22 protein-coding genes are annotated in these 18,419 nt (G+C 70.2%); 17 read left to right on the plus strand and 5 right to left on the minus strand.

All coding sequences use genetic code 11. The features are described 5' to 3' along the window. Positions 1-34: 34 nt before the first annotated feature. A complete protein-coding gene (locus tag OHA65_RS21625; RefSeq protein WP_328763345.1) occupies positions 35-1,117 on the plus strand; it encodes a serine hydrolase domain-containing protein in 1,083 nt (360 codons plus the stop codon). Between the two features lie 15 nt (positions 1,118-1,132). Here OHA65_RS21625 and OHA65_RS21630 read toward each other — a convergent pair whose 3' ends face one another. After that, positions 1,133-1,570, minus strand: coding sequence for a hypothetical protein (locus OHA65_RS21630; protein ID WP_030161262.1), 438 nt, complete (start codon positions 1,568-1,570; stop codon positions 1,133-1,135). Positions 1,571-1,881: 311 nt separating this feature from the next. On the opposite strand from OHA65_RS21630, the gene hemL reads away from it, so the two are divergent. The 8 genes from hemL to OHA65_RS21670 all read left to right on the plus strand — a co-directional run bounded on the left by hemL (position 1,882) and on the right by OHA65_RS21670 (position 10,054). Next, the gene (gene hemL / locus OHA65_RS21635; protein WP_327284758.1) at positions 1,882-3,216 is read left to right on the plus strand and encodes a glutamate-1-semialdehyde 2,1-aminomutase; all 1,335 of its coding nucleotides are present in this window, start codon (positions 1,882-1,884) and stop codon (positions 3,214-3,216) included. Next, positions 3,213-3,887, plus strand: coding sequence for a histidine phosphatase family protein (locus OHA65_RS21640; RefSeq protein WP_327284759.1), 675 nt, complete (start codon positions 3,213-3,215; stop codon positions 3,885-3,887). The genes hemL and OHA65_RS21640 overlap by 4 nt, the downstream gene beginning before the upstream one ends. A gap of 75 nt (positions 3,888-3,962) precedes the next feature. Beyond that, positions 3,963-5,222 (plus strand): hypothetical protein, encoded by a 1,260-nt coding sequence (locus OHA65_RS21645; protein ID WP_327284760.1) that lies wholly within the window; start codon positions 3,963-3,965, stop codon positions 5,220-5,222. A 66-nt stretch (positions 5,223-5,288) separates the two neighbouring features. After that, the gene (locus OHA65_RS21650) at positions 5,289-5,927 is read left to right on the plus strand and encodes a TlpA disulfide reductase family protein (protein ID WP_327284761.1); all 639 of its coding nucleotides are present in this window, start codon (positions 5,289-5,291) and stop codon (positions 5,925-5,927) included. A 76-nt stretch (positions 5,928-6,003) separates the two neighbouring features. Beyond that, positions 6,004-6,711: a cytochrome c biogenesis CcdA family protein gene (locus OHA65_RS21655; RefSeq protein ID WP_371646901.1), complete on the plus strand. Its 708-nt coding sequence runs from the start codon at positions 6,004-6,006 to the stop codon at positions 6,709-6,711. 13 nt (positions 6,712-6,724) lie between these two features. Beyond that, complete coding sequence (locus OHA65_RS21660; RefSeq protein ID WP_327284763.1) at positions 6,725-8,425, plus strand: cytochrome c biogenesis protein ResB; 1,701 nt, start codon at positions 6,725-6,727, stop codon at positions 8,423-8,425. Next, a complete protein-coding gene (ccsB, locus tag OHA65_RS21665; protein WP_329314244.1) occupies positions 8,422-9,525 on the plus strand; it encodes a c-type cytochrome biogenesis protein CcsB in 1,104 nt (367 codons plus the stop codon). The genes OHA65_RS21660 and ccsB overlap by 4 nt, the downstream gene beginning before the upstream one ends. A gap of 25 nt (positions 9,526-9,550) precedes the next feature. After that, positions 9,551-10,054: an SRPBCC domain-containing protein gene (locus OHA65_RS21670; protein WP_327284765.1), complete on the plus strand. Its 504-nt coding sequence runs from the start codon at positions 9,551-9,553 to the stop codon at positions 10,052-10,054. Here OHA65_RS21670 and OHA65_RS21675 read toward each other — a convergent pair. Together OHA65_RS21675 and OHA65_RS21680 are read right to left on the minus strand one after the other, a co-directional pair. Further along, complete coding sequence (locus tag OHA65_RS21675) at positions 10,030-10,569, minus strand: hypothetical protein (RefSeq protein WP_328763346.1); 540 nt, start codon at positions 10,567-10,569, stop codon at positions 10,030-10,032. The two genes, OHA65_RS21670 and OHA65_RS21675, sit on opposite strands and share 25 nt — an antisense overlap. A gap of 88 nt (positions 10,570-10,657) precedes the next feature. Further along, a complete protein-coding gene (locus OHA65_RS21680; RefSeq protein WP_327284767.1) occupies positions 10,658-10,960 on the minus strand; it encodes a PLD nuclease N-terminal domain-containing protein in 303 nt (100 codons plus the stop codon). A gap of 91 nt (positions 10,961-11,051) precedes the next feature. Between OHA65_RS21680 and OHA65_RS21685 the strand changes: the two genes are divergently transcribed. The 3 genes from OHA65_RS21685 to mqnP are packed head-to-tail and all read left to right on the plus strand — an operon-like array spanning position 11,052 to position 13,902. Then, positions 11,052-12,506, plus strand: a complete 1,455-nt coding sequence (locus OHA65_RS21685; protein WP_327284768.1) for a menaquinone biosynthesis decarboxylase — start codon at positions 11,052-11,054, stop codon at positions 12,504-12,506. Next, positions 12,503-12,982 carry a hypothetical protein gene (locus tag OHA65_RS21690; protein WP_327284769.1) on the plus strand — a complete coding sequence of 160 codons (480 nt, stop codon included), beginning with the start codon at positions 12,503-12,505 and terminating at the stop codon, positions 12,980-12,982. Before OHA65_RS21685 ends, OHA65_RS21690 begins: the two co-directional genes overlap by 4 nt. Then, positions 12,979-13,902 (plus strand): menaquinone biosynthesis prenyltransferase MqnP, encoded by a 924-nt coding sequence (gene mqnP / locus OHA65_RS21695; protein WP_327284770.1) that lies wholly within the window; start codon positions 12,979-12,981, stop codon positions 13,900-13,902. Before OHA65_RS21690 ends, mqnP begins: the two co-directional genes overlap by 4 nt. Positions 13,903-14,022: 120 nt before the next feature. On the opposite strand, the gene OHA65_RS21700 is transcribed toward mqnP, so the two are convergent. After that, positions 14,023-14,634, minus strand: a complete 612-nt coding sequence (locus tag OHA65_RS21700; RefSeq protein ID WP_327284771.1) for a rhomboid family intramembrane serine protease — start codon at positions 14,632-14,634, stop codon at positions 14,023-14,025. Positions 14,635-14,710: 76 nt separating this feature from the next. Here OHA65_RS21700 and OHA65_RS21705 point away from each other — a divergent pair, with 76 nt between their 5' ends. Further along, positions 14,711-15,397 carry a UbiX family flavin prenyltransferase gene (locus OHA65_RS21705; RefSeq protein WP_327284772.1) on the plus strand — a complete coding sequence of 229 codons (687 nt, stop codon included), beginning with the start codon at positions 14,711-14,713 and terminating at the stop codon, positions 15,395-15,397. On the opposite strand, the gene OHA65_RS21710 is transcribed toward OHA65_RS21705, so the two are convergent. Next, positions 15,394-15,528 carry a hypothetical protein gene (locus OHA65_RS21710; protein WP_327284773.1) on the minus strand — a complete coding sequence of 45 codons (135 nt, stop codon included), beginning with the start codon at positions 15,526-15,528 and terminating at the stop codon, positions 15,394-15,396. The two genes, OHA65_RS21705 and OHA65_RS21710, sit on opposite strands and share 4 nt — an antisense overlap. Before the next feature lie 138 nt (positions 15,529-15,666). On the opposite strand from OHA65_RS21710, the gene OHA65_RS21715 reads away from it, so the two are divergent. From OHA65_RS21715 to OHA65_RS21730, 4 genes are all read left to right on the plus strand, one after another. Next, positions 15,667-16,122 carry an Lrp/AsnC family transcriptional regulator gene (locus OHA65_RS21715; RefSeq protein WP_327284774.1) on the plus strand — a complete coding sequence of 152 codons (456 nt, stop codon included), beginning with the start codon at positions 15,667-15,669 and terminating at the stop codon, positions 16,120-16,122. 56 nt (positions 16,123-16,178) lie between these two features. After that, complete coding sequence (gene mqnE / locus OHA65_RS21720) at positions 16,179-17,342, plus strand: aminofutalosine synthase MqnE (protein WP_054223295.1); 1,164 nt, start codon at positions 16,179-16,181, stop codon at positions 17,340-17,342. Between the two features lie 121 nt (positions 17,343-17,463). Further along, positions 17,464-17,988 (plus strand): GNAT family N-acetyltransferase, encoded by a 525-nt coding sequence (locus OHA65_RS21725; RefSeq protein WP_327284775.1) that lies wholly within the window; start codon positions 17,464-17,466, stop codon positions 17,986-17,988. A 122-nt stretch (positions 17,989-18,110) separates the two neighbouring features. Further along, the gene (locus tag OHA65_RS21730; RefSeq protein ID WP_371646903.1) at positions 18,111-18,377 is read left to right on the plus strand and encodes a DUF4229 domain-containing protein; all 267 of its coding nucleotides are present in this window, start codon (positions 18,111-18,113) and stop codon (positions 18,375-18,377) included. Positions 18,378-18,419: the final 42 nt, after the last annotated feature.

Below are 18,419 nucleotides of genomic sequence, written 5' to 3' on the forward strand. Positions count from 1 at the left end.
GAGAGCGGGGGCCACCACCGAGCCGGAGGCACAGATGAGCCAGCCGAACCCGATGAACCCGATGAATCCGATGAACCCGATGAACCGTGCCGTACCGTTCACGACCGCCGAGACCTGCGGACTGCACGACGTGCTGCGCGAGATCGTCGCCGACGGCGCCACCCCGGGCGGCGTCGTCGTGTGCGGTACGGCGGCCGGGGACCGTGCCGTCCTGTCGGCCGGGGTCGTCTCCCCGTTCACCGGACCGGTGGCCCCCGACGAGAACACCGTCTACGACATCGCGTCCCTGACGAAGGTCACCGCGACCTGGCCGCTCGTCGGCCGTGCCGTGGACGCGGGCCTGCTCGCGCTCGACGGCCCCGTACGGGAGTTCCTGCCGGCCATGGACGGGACGATGCCCAGCGCGGAGGCCACCGTGCGACAGCTGCTCTCGCACACCGCCGGGCTGCGGGCGGCCACCCGGCTCGACCTCTACGACCTGACCGCGCGCCCCCTGCACGAGTTGATCTGCCAGGAGCTCATGGAGAACCTCCCGGGCACGCACCGCTACGTCAACCGCGGGTACATCCTCCTCGGCCTCGCCCTCGCCCATGTCCACGGGCGTCCGCTGGACGAGCTGGCCGGTGCCCTGTGGGCCGAGCTGGGCATGGGCGGCACCGCGTACGGCCCGGTGGCGCAGTCGCCGCGGGTCGCGCCGACCGAGCAGTGCGAGGGCCACGACCGGATCTGGGGTGTCGTCCACGACGAGAACGCGGCCGTGCTGGGCGGGGTCGCCGGCCATGCCGGGGTGTTCGCGCCGGCCGCCGATCTCGCCACGTACGCCGAGCGGCTGCTCGCGGGGCGCGAGAGCGCGCTCGGCCGGTGGCTCACTGCGAGCCTCATCCCCCAGACGGAGGTCGAGCCCGGCCTGCAGCGCGGCCTGGGCTGGATCCTGGGGGCCGGTGGAGCCGTGGCCTACCACCACGGGTTCACCGGTACGAGTCTGTTCCTCGCTCCCGCCACCGGCCGGTACGTGGTCATCGCCACCAACGCCGTCCACAACGGCGCCGCCTCGCGCATCCGGATCACGCCCCTGCGCGAGCGGGCCCTCAAGACGCTGACCGCTTCCGTCGGCTGATGCTTCAGGGCCGGGTCAGGGCCAGACGAGGCAGTACGGCTGGTGGCCCGCCTCGTGCAGCCGGTGGCTGAAGTCCTGCCACTCGTGGAGCAGCTGGTACACGTTGAAGGCGTCGCGGGGCCCGCCGCGGTCGGGGACCGTGGACCAGATGAACGCCGCGGCGCCCACCGACTCCTCGCCGATGCCGCGCAGCGGGTCGACGACGGTCATCGGGAGCTTGACCACCGCGTAGTCGGGGTGGAGGACGACGAGCTCCAGCGGGGGCACCTTGTGCAGCGGTATGCCCTCGATACCGGTCAGGACCATCGCGGCCACCGTCTCCGGCTTGATCTTGGTGAACAGGCCGCCCATGCCGAGCTCGTCGCCGCCGAGCTCCTCCGGTCGCATCGTGACCGGGACGCGGGCGGCCGTCGCGCCGTCGGGCGCGCCGAAGTACTTGTACGTCACGCCCATGCCGCGACCCTTGGGCAGGCCGTCGGCGTCGGGGGAATCCAGCGGCCCCGGTACCGGCTCGGCCGCGTCCGCTGCCCGGCGCCGGTGCTTGCCCCGTCGGCGGGCTTCGCGGGCCTCGCGGGCGCGCTGCGGGTCGAGGCCGTCCGTACCCTCGCCCGGTCCACCACCGCGTTGCATATCTCCACCCGACTGGTCTTGCCTGCCCCGGCCCCGTGACCTCCGCCACGCAGCCTGATCATCATGGCAGTGACCTCCCCAGGGGCGGCGCGGTGAAACGCCCGTCCGCAAGTCAGTCGCGGCCTGATGAGACCATGGCTGGTGTGAGCTACCCGTACCCGTATGAAGCCAAAGTCTCGCAGACTCTCTTTGACCGCGCGTCCCTCGTGACGCCTGGCGGCGTGAACTCTCCCGTGCGGGCCTTCCGCGCCGTGGGTGGAACGCCCAGGTTCATGGTGTCCGGTACCGGTCCGTACCTGACTGATGCCGACGGCCGCGAGTACGTCGACCTGGTCTGCTCGTGGGGACCGATGATTCTCGGCCACGCCCACCCGGCCGTGGTGGAGGCCATCCAGGCCGCCGTCGCCCGCGGCACCTCCTTCGGCACGCCCGGTGAGGGCGAGGTCGCGCTCGCCGAGGAGATCGTCGCGCGCATCGAACCCGTCGAGCAGGTCCGTCTGGTGTCTTCGGGCACCGAGGCGACCATGTCGGCGATCCGGCTGGCGCGCGGCTTCACCGGCCGGGCCAAGATCGTGAAGTTCGCGGGCTGCTATCACGGCCACGTGGACGCGCTGCTCGCCGCCGCCGGTTCCGGTTTGGCAACCTTCGCGCTTCCGGACACGCCCGGGGTGACCGGTGCGCAGGCCGGCGACACGATCGTGCTGCCGTACAACGACCTCGAAGCGGTGCGGGCGGCGTTCGCTGCGCACCCGGGCGAGATCGCCTGCGTGATCACCGAGGCCGCGCCCGGCAACATGGGTGTGGTGACCCCGGCCCCCGGCTTCAACCAGGGTCTCGCGGACGTGTGCCGGGAGAACGGCGCGCTCTACATCTCCGACGAGGTCATGACGGGTTTCCGCACCTCCCGCGCCGGCTGGTACGGCGTCGACGGGGTCAAGCCGGACCTGATGACCTTCGGCAAGGTCATGGGCGGCGGTTTCCCGGCCGCGGCGTTCGGTGGCCGCGCCGACGTGATGGGGTACCTGGCCCCGGCCGGCCCGGTCTACCAGGCGGGCACGCTCTCCGGTAACCCGATCGCCACGGCCGCCGGCCTCGCACAGCTCCAGCTCCTCGACGCGGCCGCGTACGAGAAGGTCGACGCGGTCTCCGCGCAGATCCAGGGCCTGGTCACGGACGCGCTCGCCAAGGAGGGCGTCACGCACCGGCTGCAGACCGCGTCCAACATGTTCTCCGTCTTCTTCACCGAGGACGAGGTCAAGAACTACGACGACGCCAAGAAGCAGGAGTCCTTCCGCTTCAACGGCTTCTTCCACTCGATGCTGTCGCAGGGCGTCTACCTGCCGCCGTCGGCGTTCGAGTCGTGGTTCGTCTCCACCGCCCACGACGAGCAGGCGGTCGAGCGGATCGCGGCCGCGCTGCCCGCCGCCGCCCGTGCCGCCGCGCAGGCCACCCCGGAGGCCACCGCATGAGCGAGATCACCGTCGTCCACCTGATGCGCCACGGAGAGGTGCACAACCCGGACGGGGTCCTCTACGGGCGCCGTTCCGGCTACCACCTCTCCGAGCTGGGCCGCGAGATGGCCGAGAGGGTCGCCGAGCACCTGCAGAACCGTGACATCACGTACGTGGTCTCCTCCCCGCTGGAGCGGGCGCAGGAGACGGCGGCGCCGGTCGCCAAGAGCCACGGCCTGGTCGTGGCGAGCGATGCGCGGCTGCTGGAGGCGGAGAACGTCTTCGAGGGCAAGACCTTCGGTGTCGGGGACGGCGCGCTGCGCAAGCCCGCCAACTGGAAGCACCTGACGAACCCGTTCAAGCCGTCGTGGGGCGAGCCGTACGTGGAGCAGGTCGTCCGGATGACGAGCGCGATCGAGGCGGCGCGTGACGCGGCCCGCGGCCACGAGGCGGTGGCGGTCAGCCACCAGCTGCCGATCTGGATCGTGCGCAGCTTCGCGGAGAAGCGCCGGCTGTGGCACGACCCGCGGCGCCGGCAGTGCACGCTGGCCTCACTGACGTCGTTCACGTACGACGGGGACCGGTTGGTGTCGGTGGGCTACAGCGAGCCGGCCCGGGACCTGGTCCCGGCTCATCTGCTCGCGGGAGCAAAGCCGGTGAAGGGCAAGTCGAAGGCCTTCGGCGCCTAAAAACTCGTACAAGTCGTACGGGATGTTCCGCGTTGCCCCTCGACTTCGCTGAAAAGTCCGTTTATGTGACTATTCATGAGCGAAGCGACGCGCGAATTCTTCACCCGAAGGGGACTGCTCGGGCTCGGCGCCGCGGCCGTCGCGGTGGCCGCCGGGGTCACCGGCTGCGGCGGCGGCAGCCGTCCGCCCGGCCCGGGCCGTCCCGGTCCGGACGGCCCCGGCGGTCCGGGCGGCCCCGGCCCGTCCGCGACGGCCGTCCGGCCGATCGGCGACGGCTCCACCGCCGACTGCGGACCGCAGCCCCACCAGCCGGCCAAGCCCGTGCCGCTCCAGCCGGGCGAGACCCCGCCGCAGTTCGTGGTGTTCAGCTGGGACGGCGCGGGGGAGATCGGCAACGGCCTCTTCCCGCGCTTCCTCAAGCTCGCCAAGGACCACGGGGCGGCCATGACCTTCTTCCTCTCCGGCATCTACCTGTTGCCCGAGTCGAAGAAGGACCTCTACAAGCCGCCGAACAACCCGGTCGGCGCCTCCGACATCGGCTACCTCAAGGACGAGAACGTCCGCAACACCCTCAAGTGCGTCCGCCAGGCATGGCTCGACGGCCACGAGGTGGGGACCCATTTCAACGGCCACTTCTGCGCCGGCTCCGGCTCCGTGGCCCACTGGACCCCCGACGACTGGCAGAGCGAGATCGACCAGGCCGTGTCCTTCGTCACCAACTGGCGGACCCACACGGGCTTCACCGACCTCGACCCCCTGCCCTTCGACTACCGCAAGGAGCTGGTCGGCGGCCGCACCCCGTGCCTGCTCGGCCAGGACAACCTGCTGCCGGTCGCGCAGAAGCTGGGCTGGCGCTACGACGCCTCCTCGCCCGGCGGGGTCCAGGCGTGGCCGGTGAAGAGGTCGGGCATCTGGGACCTGCCGCTCCAGTCCATGCCGTTCCCCGGGCACTCCTTCGAGGTGCTGTCGATGGACTACAACATCCTCGCCAACCAGTCGAAGAACACCACCCGGGGCATGCCCTCCAACTACCCGGCCTGGCGCACCCAGGCCACCAGCTCGTACCTCGGTGGCTTCCGGCGCGCGTACGAGACGAACCGCGCGCCGCTGTTCATCGGCAACCACTTCGAGGAGTGGAACGGCGGCATCTACATGGACGCCGTCGAGGAGGCCCTCAAGGGCATGTCGGACAAAAAGGACGTGCGGCTCGTCTCCTTCCGGCAGTTCGCCGACTGGCTCGACGCACAGGACCCCAAGCTGCTCGCCCGGCTCCAGGAGCTGGCTCCGGGTCAGTCACCGACCGGTGGCTGGCACACGTACCTCTCCGGGGCCTGACCAGCGGCTTAACACACCTCCGGGGGGTGCGAAAGATCGGCAAATCAGTCATGCGAAACTTTTCACATGAGAATTGGCCGCACGCGTCGTCGTCGAACCAGCAGCCGCTCGACCAGCGGCCGTGCCCTCCTGCTCACCGCCGTGACCCTCACGAGCGCACTGACCCTGTCGGCGTGCGGCGACGGCGACGCCAAGCCGAACGGCTCCTCGGGCGGGGGCTACGTGACCGGCACCCACGGCATCTCCACCGTCGCCAAGGACGCCCGCACCGACGCCCCCAAGCTCGACGGCGAGACCGTCGACGGCAAGACCCTCGACACCACCACCCTCAAGGGCAAGGTCGTCGTCCTCAACGTGTGGGGCTCCTGGTGCCCCCCGTGCCGCGCCGAGGCCCCGAACTTCGCGAAGGTGTCCAAGGAGCTCGCCGACGCCGGCAAGGACGTCGCCTTCGTCGGCATCAACACCCGCGACAGCAGCAAGCAGAACGCCGCGGCGTTCGAGGAGAACTTCGGGATCGGCTACCCGAGCCTCTACGACCCGGACGGGAAGCTGCTGCTCCGCTTCCCCTCGGGCACCCTCAACCCGCAGGCCATCCCCTCCACGATCGTCCTCGACAAGCAGGGCCACATCGCCGCCCGCACCCTCGTCGCGATCAACGAGGAACAGCTGCGCTCGATGATCGACCCGCTGCTCGCGGAGCAGTGACCTCGTGGTCCCCGAGCTCCTCACCCTCGCCGCCGAGCCGACCGGCGTGAACACGACGGTCCTCGGCGGCGCCCTGATGCTGGCGCTGCCCATCTCGGTACTGGCCGGCCTCGTCTCCTTCTTCTCGCCCTGCGTGCTGCCACTGGTCCCCGGCTACCTCTCTTACGTCACCGGCATCAGCGGGGCCGACCTCGCTGAGGCCCGGCGCGGCCGGATGCTGGCCGGGGCGAGCCTGTTCATCGTCGGATTCACGGCGGTGTTCGTGTCCACCGGCGCGCTCTTCGGATACTTCGGCGGCACGCTCCAGGCGAACCGGGAGGTCATCTCCCGGGTCCTCGGCGGTCTGGTGATCGTGCTCGGCCTCTTCTTCATGGGCCTGATCCCGGGCTTGACGATGCGCGAGTTCCGCTTCCACCGGAAGCCGACCGCGGGCCTGATCGGCGCGCCGCTGCTCGGCGTGCTCTTCGGCGTCGGCTGGACCCCCTGTATGGGCCCGACCCTCGCCGCGGTCAGCACGCTCTCCCTCGACCAGGCCAGCGCCGGCCGCGGCGCGCTGCTGACCGTCGCCTACTGTCTGGGCCTGGGACTGCCCTTCATCCTCGCCGCCCTCGCCTTCCGCAAGGCGCTCGGCGCATTCGGCTGGGTGAAGCAGCACTATGCATGGGTGATGCGCATCGGCGGCGGCATGCTGGTCCTGACCGGCCTGCTGCTCGTCACAGGAACGTGGGCCAGCATCGTCGACGACATGCGCATCTGGACCCAAGGCTTCACGGTGGGGATCTGAGGACTACACGCGAATGAGTACGACTGACAAGGCGTCCACCGAGGCGCCGAACCCGTCCGAGGAGTCCGCCGAGGCGGCCGCCGGGGCGCAGCTGTCCACCGCCCCCGCGGAGGAGGACGGCAGCGGCCCCGTCGGCATCGGCGTGATCGGCTGGCTCCGCTGGTTCTGGCGGCAGCTCACCTCGATGCGGGTGGCGCTGATCCTCCTCTTCCTGCTCTCCCTGGGCTCCATCCCCGGCTCCCTCGTCCCGCAGACCCAGGTCGACGCGATGAAGGTGACCAAGTGGAAGGAGGACCACTCCTTCTGGGTCCCGCTCGCCGAGAAGCTCCAGCTCTTCGACGTCTACAGCTCGGTGTGGTTCTCCGCGATCTACCTGCTGCTGTTCATCTCGCTGATCGGCTGCATCGTCCCGCGCAGCTGGCAGTTCGTCGGACAGCTCACCGGGCGTCCGCCCGGCGCCCCCAAGCGGCTGGACCGGCTGCCCGCGTACACGACGTGGCGTACGCGCAAGTCCCCCGACGAGGTGCTCGCGCAGGCGAAGACGGTCCTCGGCGGGCGGCGCTTCCGGATCGAGGCCGGCGCGGGCTCCGTGGCCGCCGAGAAGGGCTATCTGCGCGAGGCCGGCAACCTGGTCTTCCACATCGCCCTGATCGTGATGCTGATCGCGTTCGCCTGGGGCCAGCTGTTCAAGTCCGAGGGCGGCAAGCTCGTCCTGCGCGGCAAGGGCTTCGCGAACACGCTGACCCAGTACGACGACTTCAAGTCCGGCAGCATGTTCACCCCCGAGGACCTGTCGCCCTTCTCCTTCACCCTCGACAAGTTCGACGCCTCGTACGAGGAGAGCGGCCCGCAGAAGGGCACCGCGCGCGACTTCACGGCGCACGTCACCTTCCGCGACGGCGCGGACGGCGCACCGCAGAAGCGCGAGATCCAGGTCAACAAGCCCCTGGAGGTCGACGGCGCCAAGGTCTACCTGCTCGGCCACGGCTACGCGCCGGTCATCTCGGTGACCGACCCGACCGGCAAGGTGGTCTACAAGGACGCCGTGCCGATGCTGCCCTTCGACTCGAACCTGAGCTCCTCGGGCGCAGTCAAGGTGCCGGACGGCTACCGCGACAAGGACGGCGAGAAGGAGCAGCTCGGCTTCAACGCCATGTTCGTGCCGACCTTCGCCGGCGAGGGCAAGGGCACGATGCTCTCCCAGTTCCCGGACCTGAAGTTCCCCGTCCTCGCCCTCAGCGCCTACCACGGCAGCCTGGGCATGGACGCGGGCCTGCCGCAGAACGTGTACCAGCTGAACACCTCCAAGATGAAGGAGTTCAAGGACGCCGACGGGCAGCTGTTCAAGAAGCGGCTGCTGCCCGGCGAGACGATGGAGCTGCCGAACGGCGCGGGCACCGTGAAGTTCGAGGGCATCGAGCGCTGGGCCACCTTCACGATCACCCGGCAGCCCGGCAGCGGCCTCGCGCTCGCGGGTGCGATCGCCGCGATCGGCGGCCTGGCCGCGTCGCTGTTCATCCAGCGCCGCCGGGTCTGGGTGCGCGCGGCGGCCGGCGAGGACGGCGTGACCGTCGTCGAGATGGCGGGCCTCGGCCGCAGCGAGTCGGCCAAGCTCCCTGAGGAGCTGGGGCAGCTCGCCGCCGCCCTCCACGAGCAGGCGCCCACGGCGCCCGACCAACCTGTCAAGGAAACTGTTGAAGGGGAGCGCGGATGACGCCGCTCGCAGCCGAAGTCAACGAGAATTTGGCTCAGATCAGTAATTACCTGGTCTATTCGTCGATGGCGGTCTACACACTCGCCTTCCTGGCCCACATCGCCGAATGGATCTTCGGTAGCCGCAGCAAGGTGGGCCGCACGGCCGCCGCGCTCACCGGCGCCGGGTCCAAGACCGCGGCCGCGGCCGCGGCCGCCGGTGCTCCCGCGGTCCAGGTGCGCGGCAAGGCCGGCACGGCCGTCCTCGACAAGCCGAAGGTCGTCACCCGCTCCACGGCCGGAACCCGCGACGTGCCGGACGGCCCCGGCGCGGCCGGCGGCACCGAGAACGGCGACCTGTACGGCCGCATCGCGATCTCGCTGACCACCCTGGCCTTCGTCATCGAGGCGGCCGGTGTCGTCTCCCGCGCGATGTCCGTGCAGCGGGCCCCCTGGGGCAACATGTACGAGTTCTCGCTCACCTTCTCCACGGTGGCCGTCGGCGCGTACCTGATCCTGCTGGTGCTGAAGAAGAACGTCCGCTGGATGGGCCTGATCCTGGTCACCACCGTCCTGCTGGACCTCGGCATCGCCACCACCTGGCTGTACACCGCCAGTGACCAGTTGGTGCCGGCGCTGCACTCGTACTGGCTGTGGATCCACGTCTCCACCGCGATCATCTGCGGCGCGGTCTTCTACATCGGTGCGACCGGCACGGTGCTCTACCTCTTCCGCGACGGGTACGAGTCCAAGCTCGCCCGCGGCGGCACGCCCGGCCGGTTCGCCACGTCCGTGATGGAGCGGCTCCCCTCGGCGTCCACGCTCGACAAGTTCTCGTACCGGATCAACGCGGCCTTCTTCCCGCTGTGGACCTTCACCATCGTGGCGGGCGCGATCTGGGCGGGCGACGCCTGGGGCCGCTACTGGGGCTGGGACCCCAAGGAGGTCTGGTCCTTCGTGACCTGGGTGGCGTACGCCTGCTACCTGCACGCCCGAGCCACCGCCGGCTGGAAGGGCCGCAAGGCCGCGTACCTCGCGCTGTTCGCCTTCGCCTGCTGGATCTGGAACTACTACGGCGTGAACATCCTGCTCAACGGCAAGCACTCCTACGCGGGCGTCTGACCCGTAGGAGTGGCACGCTGGTGGCATGGCACCTGTCAGTCATGCCACCAGTGAGAGCCGCGGCGAGGGCCGCTGGCTGCTGCGGTTCGAGGTGCACGTGCCGACTGCGTACGAGGCGGTGTGGCCCGCCCTGACCACGGCGGACGGGTTGCGCGGCTGGCTGGCCGCCGCGGACGTCCTGGAGCGCAGGCTCGGCGGGGCCGTCACCCTGCACTGGTTGAACGGCGGGACGACGGTCTCGGGCCACGTCACGGCCTGGGACGTCGAGCGGGTCGTGGAGTACACGGTGGGCGAGCACGGCCGCATGCGCTTCCACCTGGAGGCGGTGGGCACGGACTCCACGGTGATCCGCTTCCTGAACGAGCGGGACGGCTCGCAGGAGGACCGCCTCGACTCCCTGGCCGGCTGGCACCACCACTTCGAGCTGCTGGAATCCGCGCTGCAGGGCCATCCGGCGGACTGGTCGCGGTGGACCGACGCGCGCTGGGCGGAGCTGAGGGCTTCCTACGCGTCCTTCTCCAGGACGTAGGCGCTGCGCGCCTCCGGATCGCCGTAGTAGAAGAACAGCTCCAGGGTCTGCCGCCGGTCGCGGCGCAGCTCGAAGGTCCACTTGTAGCGTGCGGGCGCGGACTGCGGCGCGGGTTGCGGCGGGGTGCCGCTGCGGGCCCCGGCGCCGGTCGGCGCGGGCAGGTGCAGGCGGACGTGCTGGCCGTAGTTCCAGCCGGCGGGCTCCTTGCCGATCAGCTTCCAGCTGCCGGTTCCCGAGAGCCTCCAGCCGAGGTCGTAGTCCCGCTCCTGGCCCCGCAGGTCGGTGACGGTGGCGGTTCCGTCGGCCCGGAAGACGACCTCGGTGCCCTCGACGCAGCGCCAGGTGCCGACGATCTCGTCGGCGCGCGCGTCGTAGACCGCGGGGACGGTGGCGTGGGTGTGCGGATCGCCTCCGGCCAGGGCGAGCAGGGCCGCGACGGCGACCCCGTACGCGAGCAGATTGCGCAGGATCGTGTCGACGACCCGCGGCCCCCCGCTGTTCTCCGGCACCGGCATCAGGCCATTCTTGCAGCAGCCTTGAACGCGTTCAATCGTGTGCTGCGCCACACGCCGCCATCGGGGCCGGCGGGGCCGTCCGGGTCGGTCAGTCCTTGTCCGTGTCCCGGTCCTTGTTCTTGTCGCGGTCCTCGCTGAGGGAGCGCAGGAACTCCGGGTTGTCGTCGGGCGCCACCCACTGCGTCCGGCGCGTCCGGCCTCCGCCGACCGCGGACCGCTGACGCCCCGCGAACAGCCACACCACCGGGCCGACGATCGAGAACAACAGGATGATGATCACCCAGACCACCTTCGGAAGGTGTTTGACCTCTTCCTCCGGGGTGTTCAGGCAGTCGATGAAGGCGTAGATGGTCAGCGCGATGATCAGCAGGAACGGCAGATAGCGCAGCACGGTGTGGGACCGACTCCCCAGCAGTGACGGGGGACCCGCCCTTGGGCCCCGGTGACGATCCCAGGTTAGTCGGTGACGGATACTGGCCCCTATGGCTTACGACGATCTCCGCTCGCTGCTCCGGGCTCTGGAGCGGGAGGGCGACCTCAAGCGCATCAAGGCCGAAGTCGACCCGTACCTGGAGGTCGGGGAGATCGTCGACAGAGTGAACAAGGCGGGGGGTCCGGCCCTCCTCTTCGAGAACGTCAAGGGCTCGGCGATGCCGCTGGCCATGAACGTCTTCGGGACCGACCGCCGCCTCCTGAAGGCCCTCGGCCTCAAGTCGTACGGCGAGATCAGCCAGAAGATCGGCGGCCTGCTCAAGCCGGAACTCCCGCAGGGCTTCATCGGGGTCCGCGAGGCCTTCGGCAAGCTCGGATCGATGGTGCACGTGCCGCCGAAGAAGGTGAAGGGCGACGCCCCCGTCCAGGAGGTCGTCCTCACCGGCGACGACGTCGACCTGGACCAGCTGCCGGCCCTGTTCACCTGGCCCAAGGACGGCGGCTCCTTCTTCAACCTCGGCCTCACGCACACCAAGCACCCCGAGACGGGCGTGCGCAACCTCGGCCTCTACCGCCTGCAGCGCCACGACAAGCGCACCATCGGCATGCACTGGCAGATCCACAAGGACAGTCGCAACCACTACGCCGTCGCCGCCAAGCGCGGCGAGCGGCTGCCGGTCGCGATCGCCTTCGGCTGCCCGCCGGCCGTCACCTACGCGTCGACCGCGCCGCTGCCCGGCGACATCGACGAGTACCTGTTCGCCGGGTTCGTCGCGGGCAAGCGGATCGAGATGGTCGACTGCAAGACGGTCCCGCTCCAGGTCCCGGCCAACGCCGAAGTCGTCATCGAGGGCTGGCTGGAGCCGGGCGAAATGCTGCCGGAGGGTCCCTTCGGCGACCACACCGGCTTCTACACCCCGCAGGAGCCCTTCCCCGCGCTGAAGATCGACTGCGTGACGATGCGCAAGCGTCCGCTGCTCCAGTCGATCGTCGTCGGCCGGCCGCCGACCGAGGACGGGCCGCTGGGCCGCGCCACGGAGCGGTTCTTCCTGCCCCTGCTGAAGATCATCGTGCCGGACATCGTGGACTACCACCTGCCCGAGTCGGGTGGCTTCCACAACTGCGCGATCGTCTCGATCGACAAGAAGTACCCGAAGCACGCCCAGAAGGTCATGCACGCCATCTGGGGCGCGCACATGATGTCGCTGACCAAGCTGATCATCGTGGTGGACTCCGACTGCGACGTCCACGACCTGCACGAGGTGTCCTGGCGGGCCCTCGGCAACACCGACTACTCCCGTGACCTCACCGTGGTCGAGGGACCGGTGGACCACCTGGACCACGCCTCGTACCAGCAGTTCTGGGGCGGCAAGGCGGGCATCGACGCGACCAAGAAGCTCCCCGAGGAGGGCTACACCCGCGACGGCGGTTGGCCCGACATGGTGGAGTCCGACCCGGCGACCGCGGCCCTGGTGGACCGCCGCTGGAAGGAGTACGGACTGTGAGCCCCGTAGCCATGGGCGGACCCGCCCTCTTCATCGGCACCGAAACCGCGTACGTGGCCGTCGTGCGCCCGCGCCTGGACCCGGCCGACCCCGAGGTCCGCGAGGCCGCCGAACAAGCCGGCGTCTCGCCTGAGGAGTTCGCGGGACCGGGCAACGTCTGGGCGCTGATGTGGGACGACGAGAGCGGCGAGGGCGGCGGCTTCGAGCTGCCGGGCCTGCGGGACGCGGAGGCCGAGGACTTCGCCGACCGCCTGCTGGCCGAGCTGTCCTTCGAGAGCGGCCCGTTCATCGTCGGGGCGGGCGAGGTGCTGCGCCTCCAGGCCTACCCGGGCGAGGGCGGCGGGGACTGCCGTTTCCTGGCCACCGTTACCCCGCCGGAGGGCGAGGAACTGGCCCCGCTCACGCTGGAGATCCCGCCCGTGGACGCCGACGCGCTCCGCGCGGAACTCGAAGACTTCCGGAGAGCCCTCGCATGATGACCACCGCCGACGGGGTGATCGGGCCCGGCCCGGCACCGCAGCCGACCGGCAAGGTGAAGGCGTTCCTGCGGCTCGTGATGATCGAGCACTCGGTCTTCGCGCTGCCGTTCGCCTACATCGCCGCACTGACGGCCATGTTCCGCCTCGACCGGGGCATGCACTGGGCCGAGCTGCTGCTCGTCACCGTCTGCATGGTGGGGCTGCGGACCTTCGCGATGGCCGCGAACCGGATCATCGACCGGGAGATCGACGCCCGCAATCCGCGCACCGCGGGGCGCGAGCTCGTCACGGGCGCCGTGTCCGTACGGTCGGCGTGGACCGGGGCCGGGATCGCGCTGGCCGTCTTCCTCGGGTCGGCGGCGCTGTTGAACCCGCTCTGCCTGGCGCTGGCGCCGGTCGCGGTGGTCCCGATGGTGGTGTACCCGTACGGGAAGCGGTTCACGAACTTCCCGCACGCGATCCTGGGCCTGGCGCAGGCCATGGGTCCCGTCGGGGCCTGGCTGGCGGTGACCGGCGAGTGGTCCTGGGACGCGGTGATCCTGGGCCTGGCGGTGGGCGTGTGGATCGGCGGCTTCGACCTGATCTTCGCCTGCCAGGACGTGGCGGCGGACCGCGCGGACGGAGTCAAGTCCGTCCCGGCACGGTTCGGTGTTCCGGCGGCCCTGTGGGGCGCGCGCGGCGCGCACGTGGCGACCACCGGCCTGCTGGCCTGGTACGCGGTGGCGACGGACGCGGGACCGTTCTTCTGGTTCGGCCTGCTGGTGGTCGTGGGGGCGTTCCTCTACGAGCACACGATCGTGAAGCCGCACGACCTGTCCCGTCTGAACCGGGCCTTCTTCACGGTGAACGGTTTCATCGGCATGGCCCTCTTCGCGTGCGCCCTGGCCGACCTGATCGCCCGCGGCCTGTCCCTGTGACGGCGTGACGCCGCGGCAGGACCCCGCCGCCCGACTCCCGCACGCGCGGGCGCGGCGGGGCTCGTTCGACGGTGCCGTCCTGCGCGACGTCGTGCGCGACCAGGTCCTCGGCCGGCCGCGCTAGGCGCCTACGGCCGCCGTCGGGCGGCGGAACGCGAAGGCGCAGGCCGTGCCCGTCAGGAGGCCGAAGAGGTGGCCCTGCCAGCTGACCGCGGTGTCGGTCGGCAGGATGCCGGTCACGATGCCCGTGCCCCAGTACGCGGCGATCGCGACGCCGACCAGCACGCCCAGCGGCCGCCGCTCGACGAAGCCGCGGACCAGCAGGTAGCCGAAGAGGCCGAAGACCAGCCCCGAGGCGCCGGCCGTGACAGTGTCCGGGGCGGAGACCAGCCATACGCCGAGCCCGTCCACGAGGACGACCACCGCGCACAGCGCGAGGAAGCGGCGGATCCCGCCGAGCGCGGTGACGAAGCCGAGGACCAGCAACGGGACGCTGTTGGACGCCAGGTGGCCGAAGCCGAAGTGGAGGAAGGGGGCCAGGGGGATCCCGGTCAGTCCGTCGGCGGTGCGGGCGGTGATCCCGTACGCGTCCAGGGCGTGGCCGGTGGCCAGGTCGACCAACTCGATCAGCCACAGCAGGGCCACCCAGGCCAGCATCAGCTTTCCGGCGGCCCCGGCCCGGTCGGTCCGGCTCCATTCGTCGAGCCGTACGGCGCCCTGCATTTCGGCCATGTCCTGATCCCCCGGTGTCGACGCTCGGGCCACCTTACTCAGCGTCGCTTTGCAGTGGCCGGATAGTCTCGGAGGTATGACTGACGGCAAGCGCACCCCGTGGGTGGTCGGGGTTTCCGGGGCGTCCGGGACGCCGTACGCGGCCGCGGTGATCCGCGGACTGCTCGCGGCGGGGGAGAGCGTGGACCTGGTGGTCAGCCGGGCTTCGCGGCTGACCCTGTTGGACGAGACCGGGATCGCCTTCCGCGACGCGCACTGGCGGGACGACCTCGCCGCCTGGCTGGAGCGCGGGGCGGACGGCAAGCCGGGGACGTATTCCCGGCCGGAACTTGACGACGTCCGCTACTGGGGCGCCGGTGACCTGGCCGCCGGGCCGAGTTCGGGCTCGTACCCCGTGCAGGGGATGCTGATCGTGCCGGCGTCCACGGCCTGTGTGGCGGGGGTGGCGCTCGGGCTTTCGAAGGACCTGCTCCAGCGCGTCGCGAGCGTGACGCTCAAGGAGCGGCGCCGGCTGGTGGTCGCGGTGCGGGAGACCCCGCTGAACGGGCAGACGCTGAAGCATCTGGTGGCGCTGGACGAGGCGGGCGCAGTGGTGCTGCCCGCCTCTCCGGCGTTCTATGCGGGTGCGACGCACATCCAGGACCTGGTGGATTTCGTCGCGGGGCGGGTGCTGGATGCGGCAGGGGTGCCGCACCAGCTGTACCGCCGGTGGGAGGGAGAGCTCGGTGGAGCCGCCCGCTCCCGGGAGGCAAGCGGTGGCTAGCGCTTCTTGGCGCGGCCCGGCTTGCGGGTCCGGTCGACGCGGTGGGCGGCGGCGGGCTGGTCGGTGCGGGATCGGTTGGCCAGCTCCTGGAGCTGTCGCATGTGCGCGTAGGCCATCTCGATCGTGTACACGGTGAACCACTCCTGAAGTCGTCAGATCATCGAGATCATCACTGATCTGTTGAAAGATTCACAGGGTGTTGACCCTGTGTGCCTTTGATTCTATACGTAAACTTGCGGGATCGCCGAATAATAGAAGGGTCCAGGCATATGGACGCGGTGGACAGGCAGCTCATCCAGGCACTTCGGGAGAACGGACGTGCCTCGTACGCGGAGCTGGGCCGGCTCGTGGGCCTCTCCGGCCCCAGCGTCACCGACCGGATCAACCGGCTTGAGTCGGCCGGCGTGATCACCGGCTACCGCGCGACCGTCGACGCGGCTTCGCTCGGCCTCGGCGTCACGGCGCTCATCGGCATCTCCCTCTCCGACGCCGCGGACCACGAGGACGTGGCCCGTCGCCTGCGCGACCTGGCGGAGATCGAGGACTGCTGGTTCATCGCCGGCGACGACTCGTACATGCTCAAGGTGCGGGCCGGCGACGTGGACGGGCTGGAGAAGATCATTCGGAAGCTCTCCAGCACCAAGGGCGTCTCGCGCACCCGTACCACCATCGTGCTCTCCACCAAGTGGGAGAACCGGGTCGGGGACCTGCCCGAAGAGGGCTAAGAGTACGGTGGGTGGCGGTTGCAGGCAGGACAGGACCCGTAGAGGAGACGACCGGAATGGACGCTGGGCTCAAGCGTGAGCTGGAGGACAAGGTTCGCTCCGGCGAGCGGCTGACCCGTGAGGACGGCATCGCCCTCTACGAGTCCGACGACCTGGCCTGGCTGGGCGGCCTCGCCCACGAGGTGCGCACGCGCAAGAACGGCGACGTCGTCCACTTCAACGTGAACCGCCACCTCAACATGACGAACGTGTGCACCGCGTCGTGCGCCTACTGCTCGTTCCAGCGCAAGCCGGGCGAGAAGGACGCGTACACGATGCGCATCGAGGAGGCCGTGCGCCTGGCCAAGGCCATGGAGAACGAGAACCTCACCGAGCTGCACATCGTCAACGGCCTGCACCCGAGCCTGCCGTGGCGGTACTACCCGCGCTCGCTCTCCGCGCTGAAGGAGGCGCTGCCGAACGTCTCGCTGAAGGCGTTCACGGCGACCGAGATCCACCACTTCGAGACGATCTCCGGGATGTCGGCCTCCGACATCCTCGACGAGCTGATCGAAGCCGGTCTGGAGTCGCTCACCGGCGGCGGCGCGGAGATCTTCGACTGGGAGGTCCGCCAGCACATCGTCGACCACAAGACCCACTGGGAAGACTGGTCGCGCATCCACCGCCTGGCGCACTCCAAGGGCCTCAAGACCCCGTCGACCATGCTCTACGGGCACATCGAGGAGCCGCGCCACCGCGTGGACCACGTGCTGCGGCTGCGCGAACTCCAGGACGAGACCGGCGGCTTCCAGGTCTTCATCCCGCTGCGCTACCAGCACGACTTCGTGGACATGCAGGACGGCAAGGTCCGCAACAAGCTCCAGGCGCGCACGACGATGGCGACGGGCGCCGAGGCGCTGAAGACCTTCGCGGTCTCGCGGCTGCTGTTCGACAACGTGCCGCACGTCAAGGTCTTCTGGGTCATGCACGGCGTGCAGACCGCCCAGCTCGCCCTCCAGCACGGCGCGGACGACATGGACGGCTCGGTCGTCGAGTACAAGATCACGCACGACGCGGACAACTACGGCACGCCGAACAAGCTGGGCCGTGACGATCTGCTGGAACTGATCCGGGAGGCGGGCTTCCGCCCCGTCGAGCGCAACACGCGGTACGAGATCATCCGCGAGTACCCCGGCCCGGACGCGGCGCTGCGCGAGACCCCGCAGGCGATGCGCGTCTGAGCGCGTTCACGGACGTTTCGGGCCCCGGGCCCCGGTTCTTCGCGAACCGGGACCCGGGGCCTTTCCGTGCGGCGCCCCTTTTCCGTTGCCCACCAGGGCCGGTAATAGATATTCTCCGCCCATGACCCTTACCTTCACGTTCGAGCCGACGGTCGACCGGGAGCTGCGCGACGGCCTCGTGCAGCTGTGGACCGACGTCTCCAACGCGGGCGGAGCGGTCGGCTTCGTCCCGCCCGTGACCGTGGACGACATCCGCCCCGAGCTGGTCAAGCACCTGGTGGCCATGGCCGAGGAGCGTAACCGGCTCGTCGTTGGGCGGGACGCGGACGGGCGGGTGCGCGCAGCCGCGTTCATCGGGCACAACGGCCACGCGCTCCAGCGGCACTGGGCCTGGGTCTACACCGTCATGGTCAGCCCCGAGCTCCAGGGGCGCGGCGCCGGGCGGGCCCTGATGGAGGCCGTCGCCGACGCGGCACGCTCCCTGGGCGGCCTCGACGCGCTGCGGCTCGGCTGCCGCGGCGGCCACGGGCTGGAGCACTTCTACGCGGCCTGCGGCTACAAGGAGGTCGGCCGCGTCCCGGGCGCCATCCGGGTGGCCCCGGGCGACGACCGCGACGACATCACCATGCTGCTGCCTCTCGTTTGACCCCCGGCGGGTTTGTCCGTACCTGCGCCGTGCTTCACTGGACGGGCACGTGACGACGTACCGACGAGAGAGAAGGGGTCACCGTGTCCCTCAAGCCGAGCGCGACGATCCGCTACACCGCGATGCGGCTGGGCATCTTCGTCGGATGCCTCGTCCTGGTTGCCGTACTGGTCAACGTGGGCTGGGTGCCCGCCGGCCTCGGCGACGCCAATCCCGCCTGGGTGGTGCTGCTCGCCCTGGTGATCTCCGCGCCGCTCTCCTTCGTGCTGTTGCGCAAGCAGCGTGACGAGATGTCCGCGCAGATCTCCGGACGCGTCGCGGGCGCCAAGGACCGGCTCGCCGCGAACCGCTCCCAGGAGGACGCGGCCGACGACGCCGCCCGCGCCTGAGTTAGCTTCCTCACACCTCTCCACTCACCGAACCGCCCCAGC

Source organism: Streptomyces sp. NBC_00045 (genome assembly GCF_045041095.1).
In the GTDB taxonomy this organism is placed as follows: domain Bacteria; phylum Actinomycetota; class Actinomycetes; order Streptomycetales; family Streptomycetaceae; genus Streptomyces.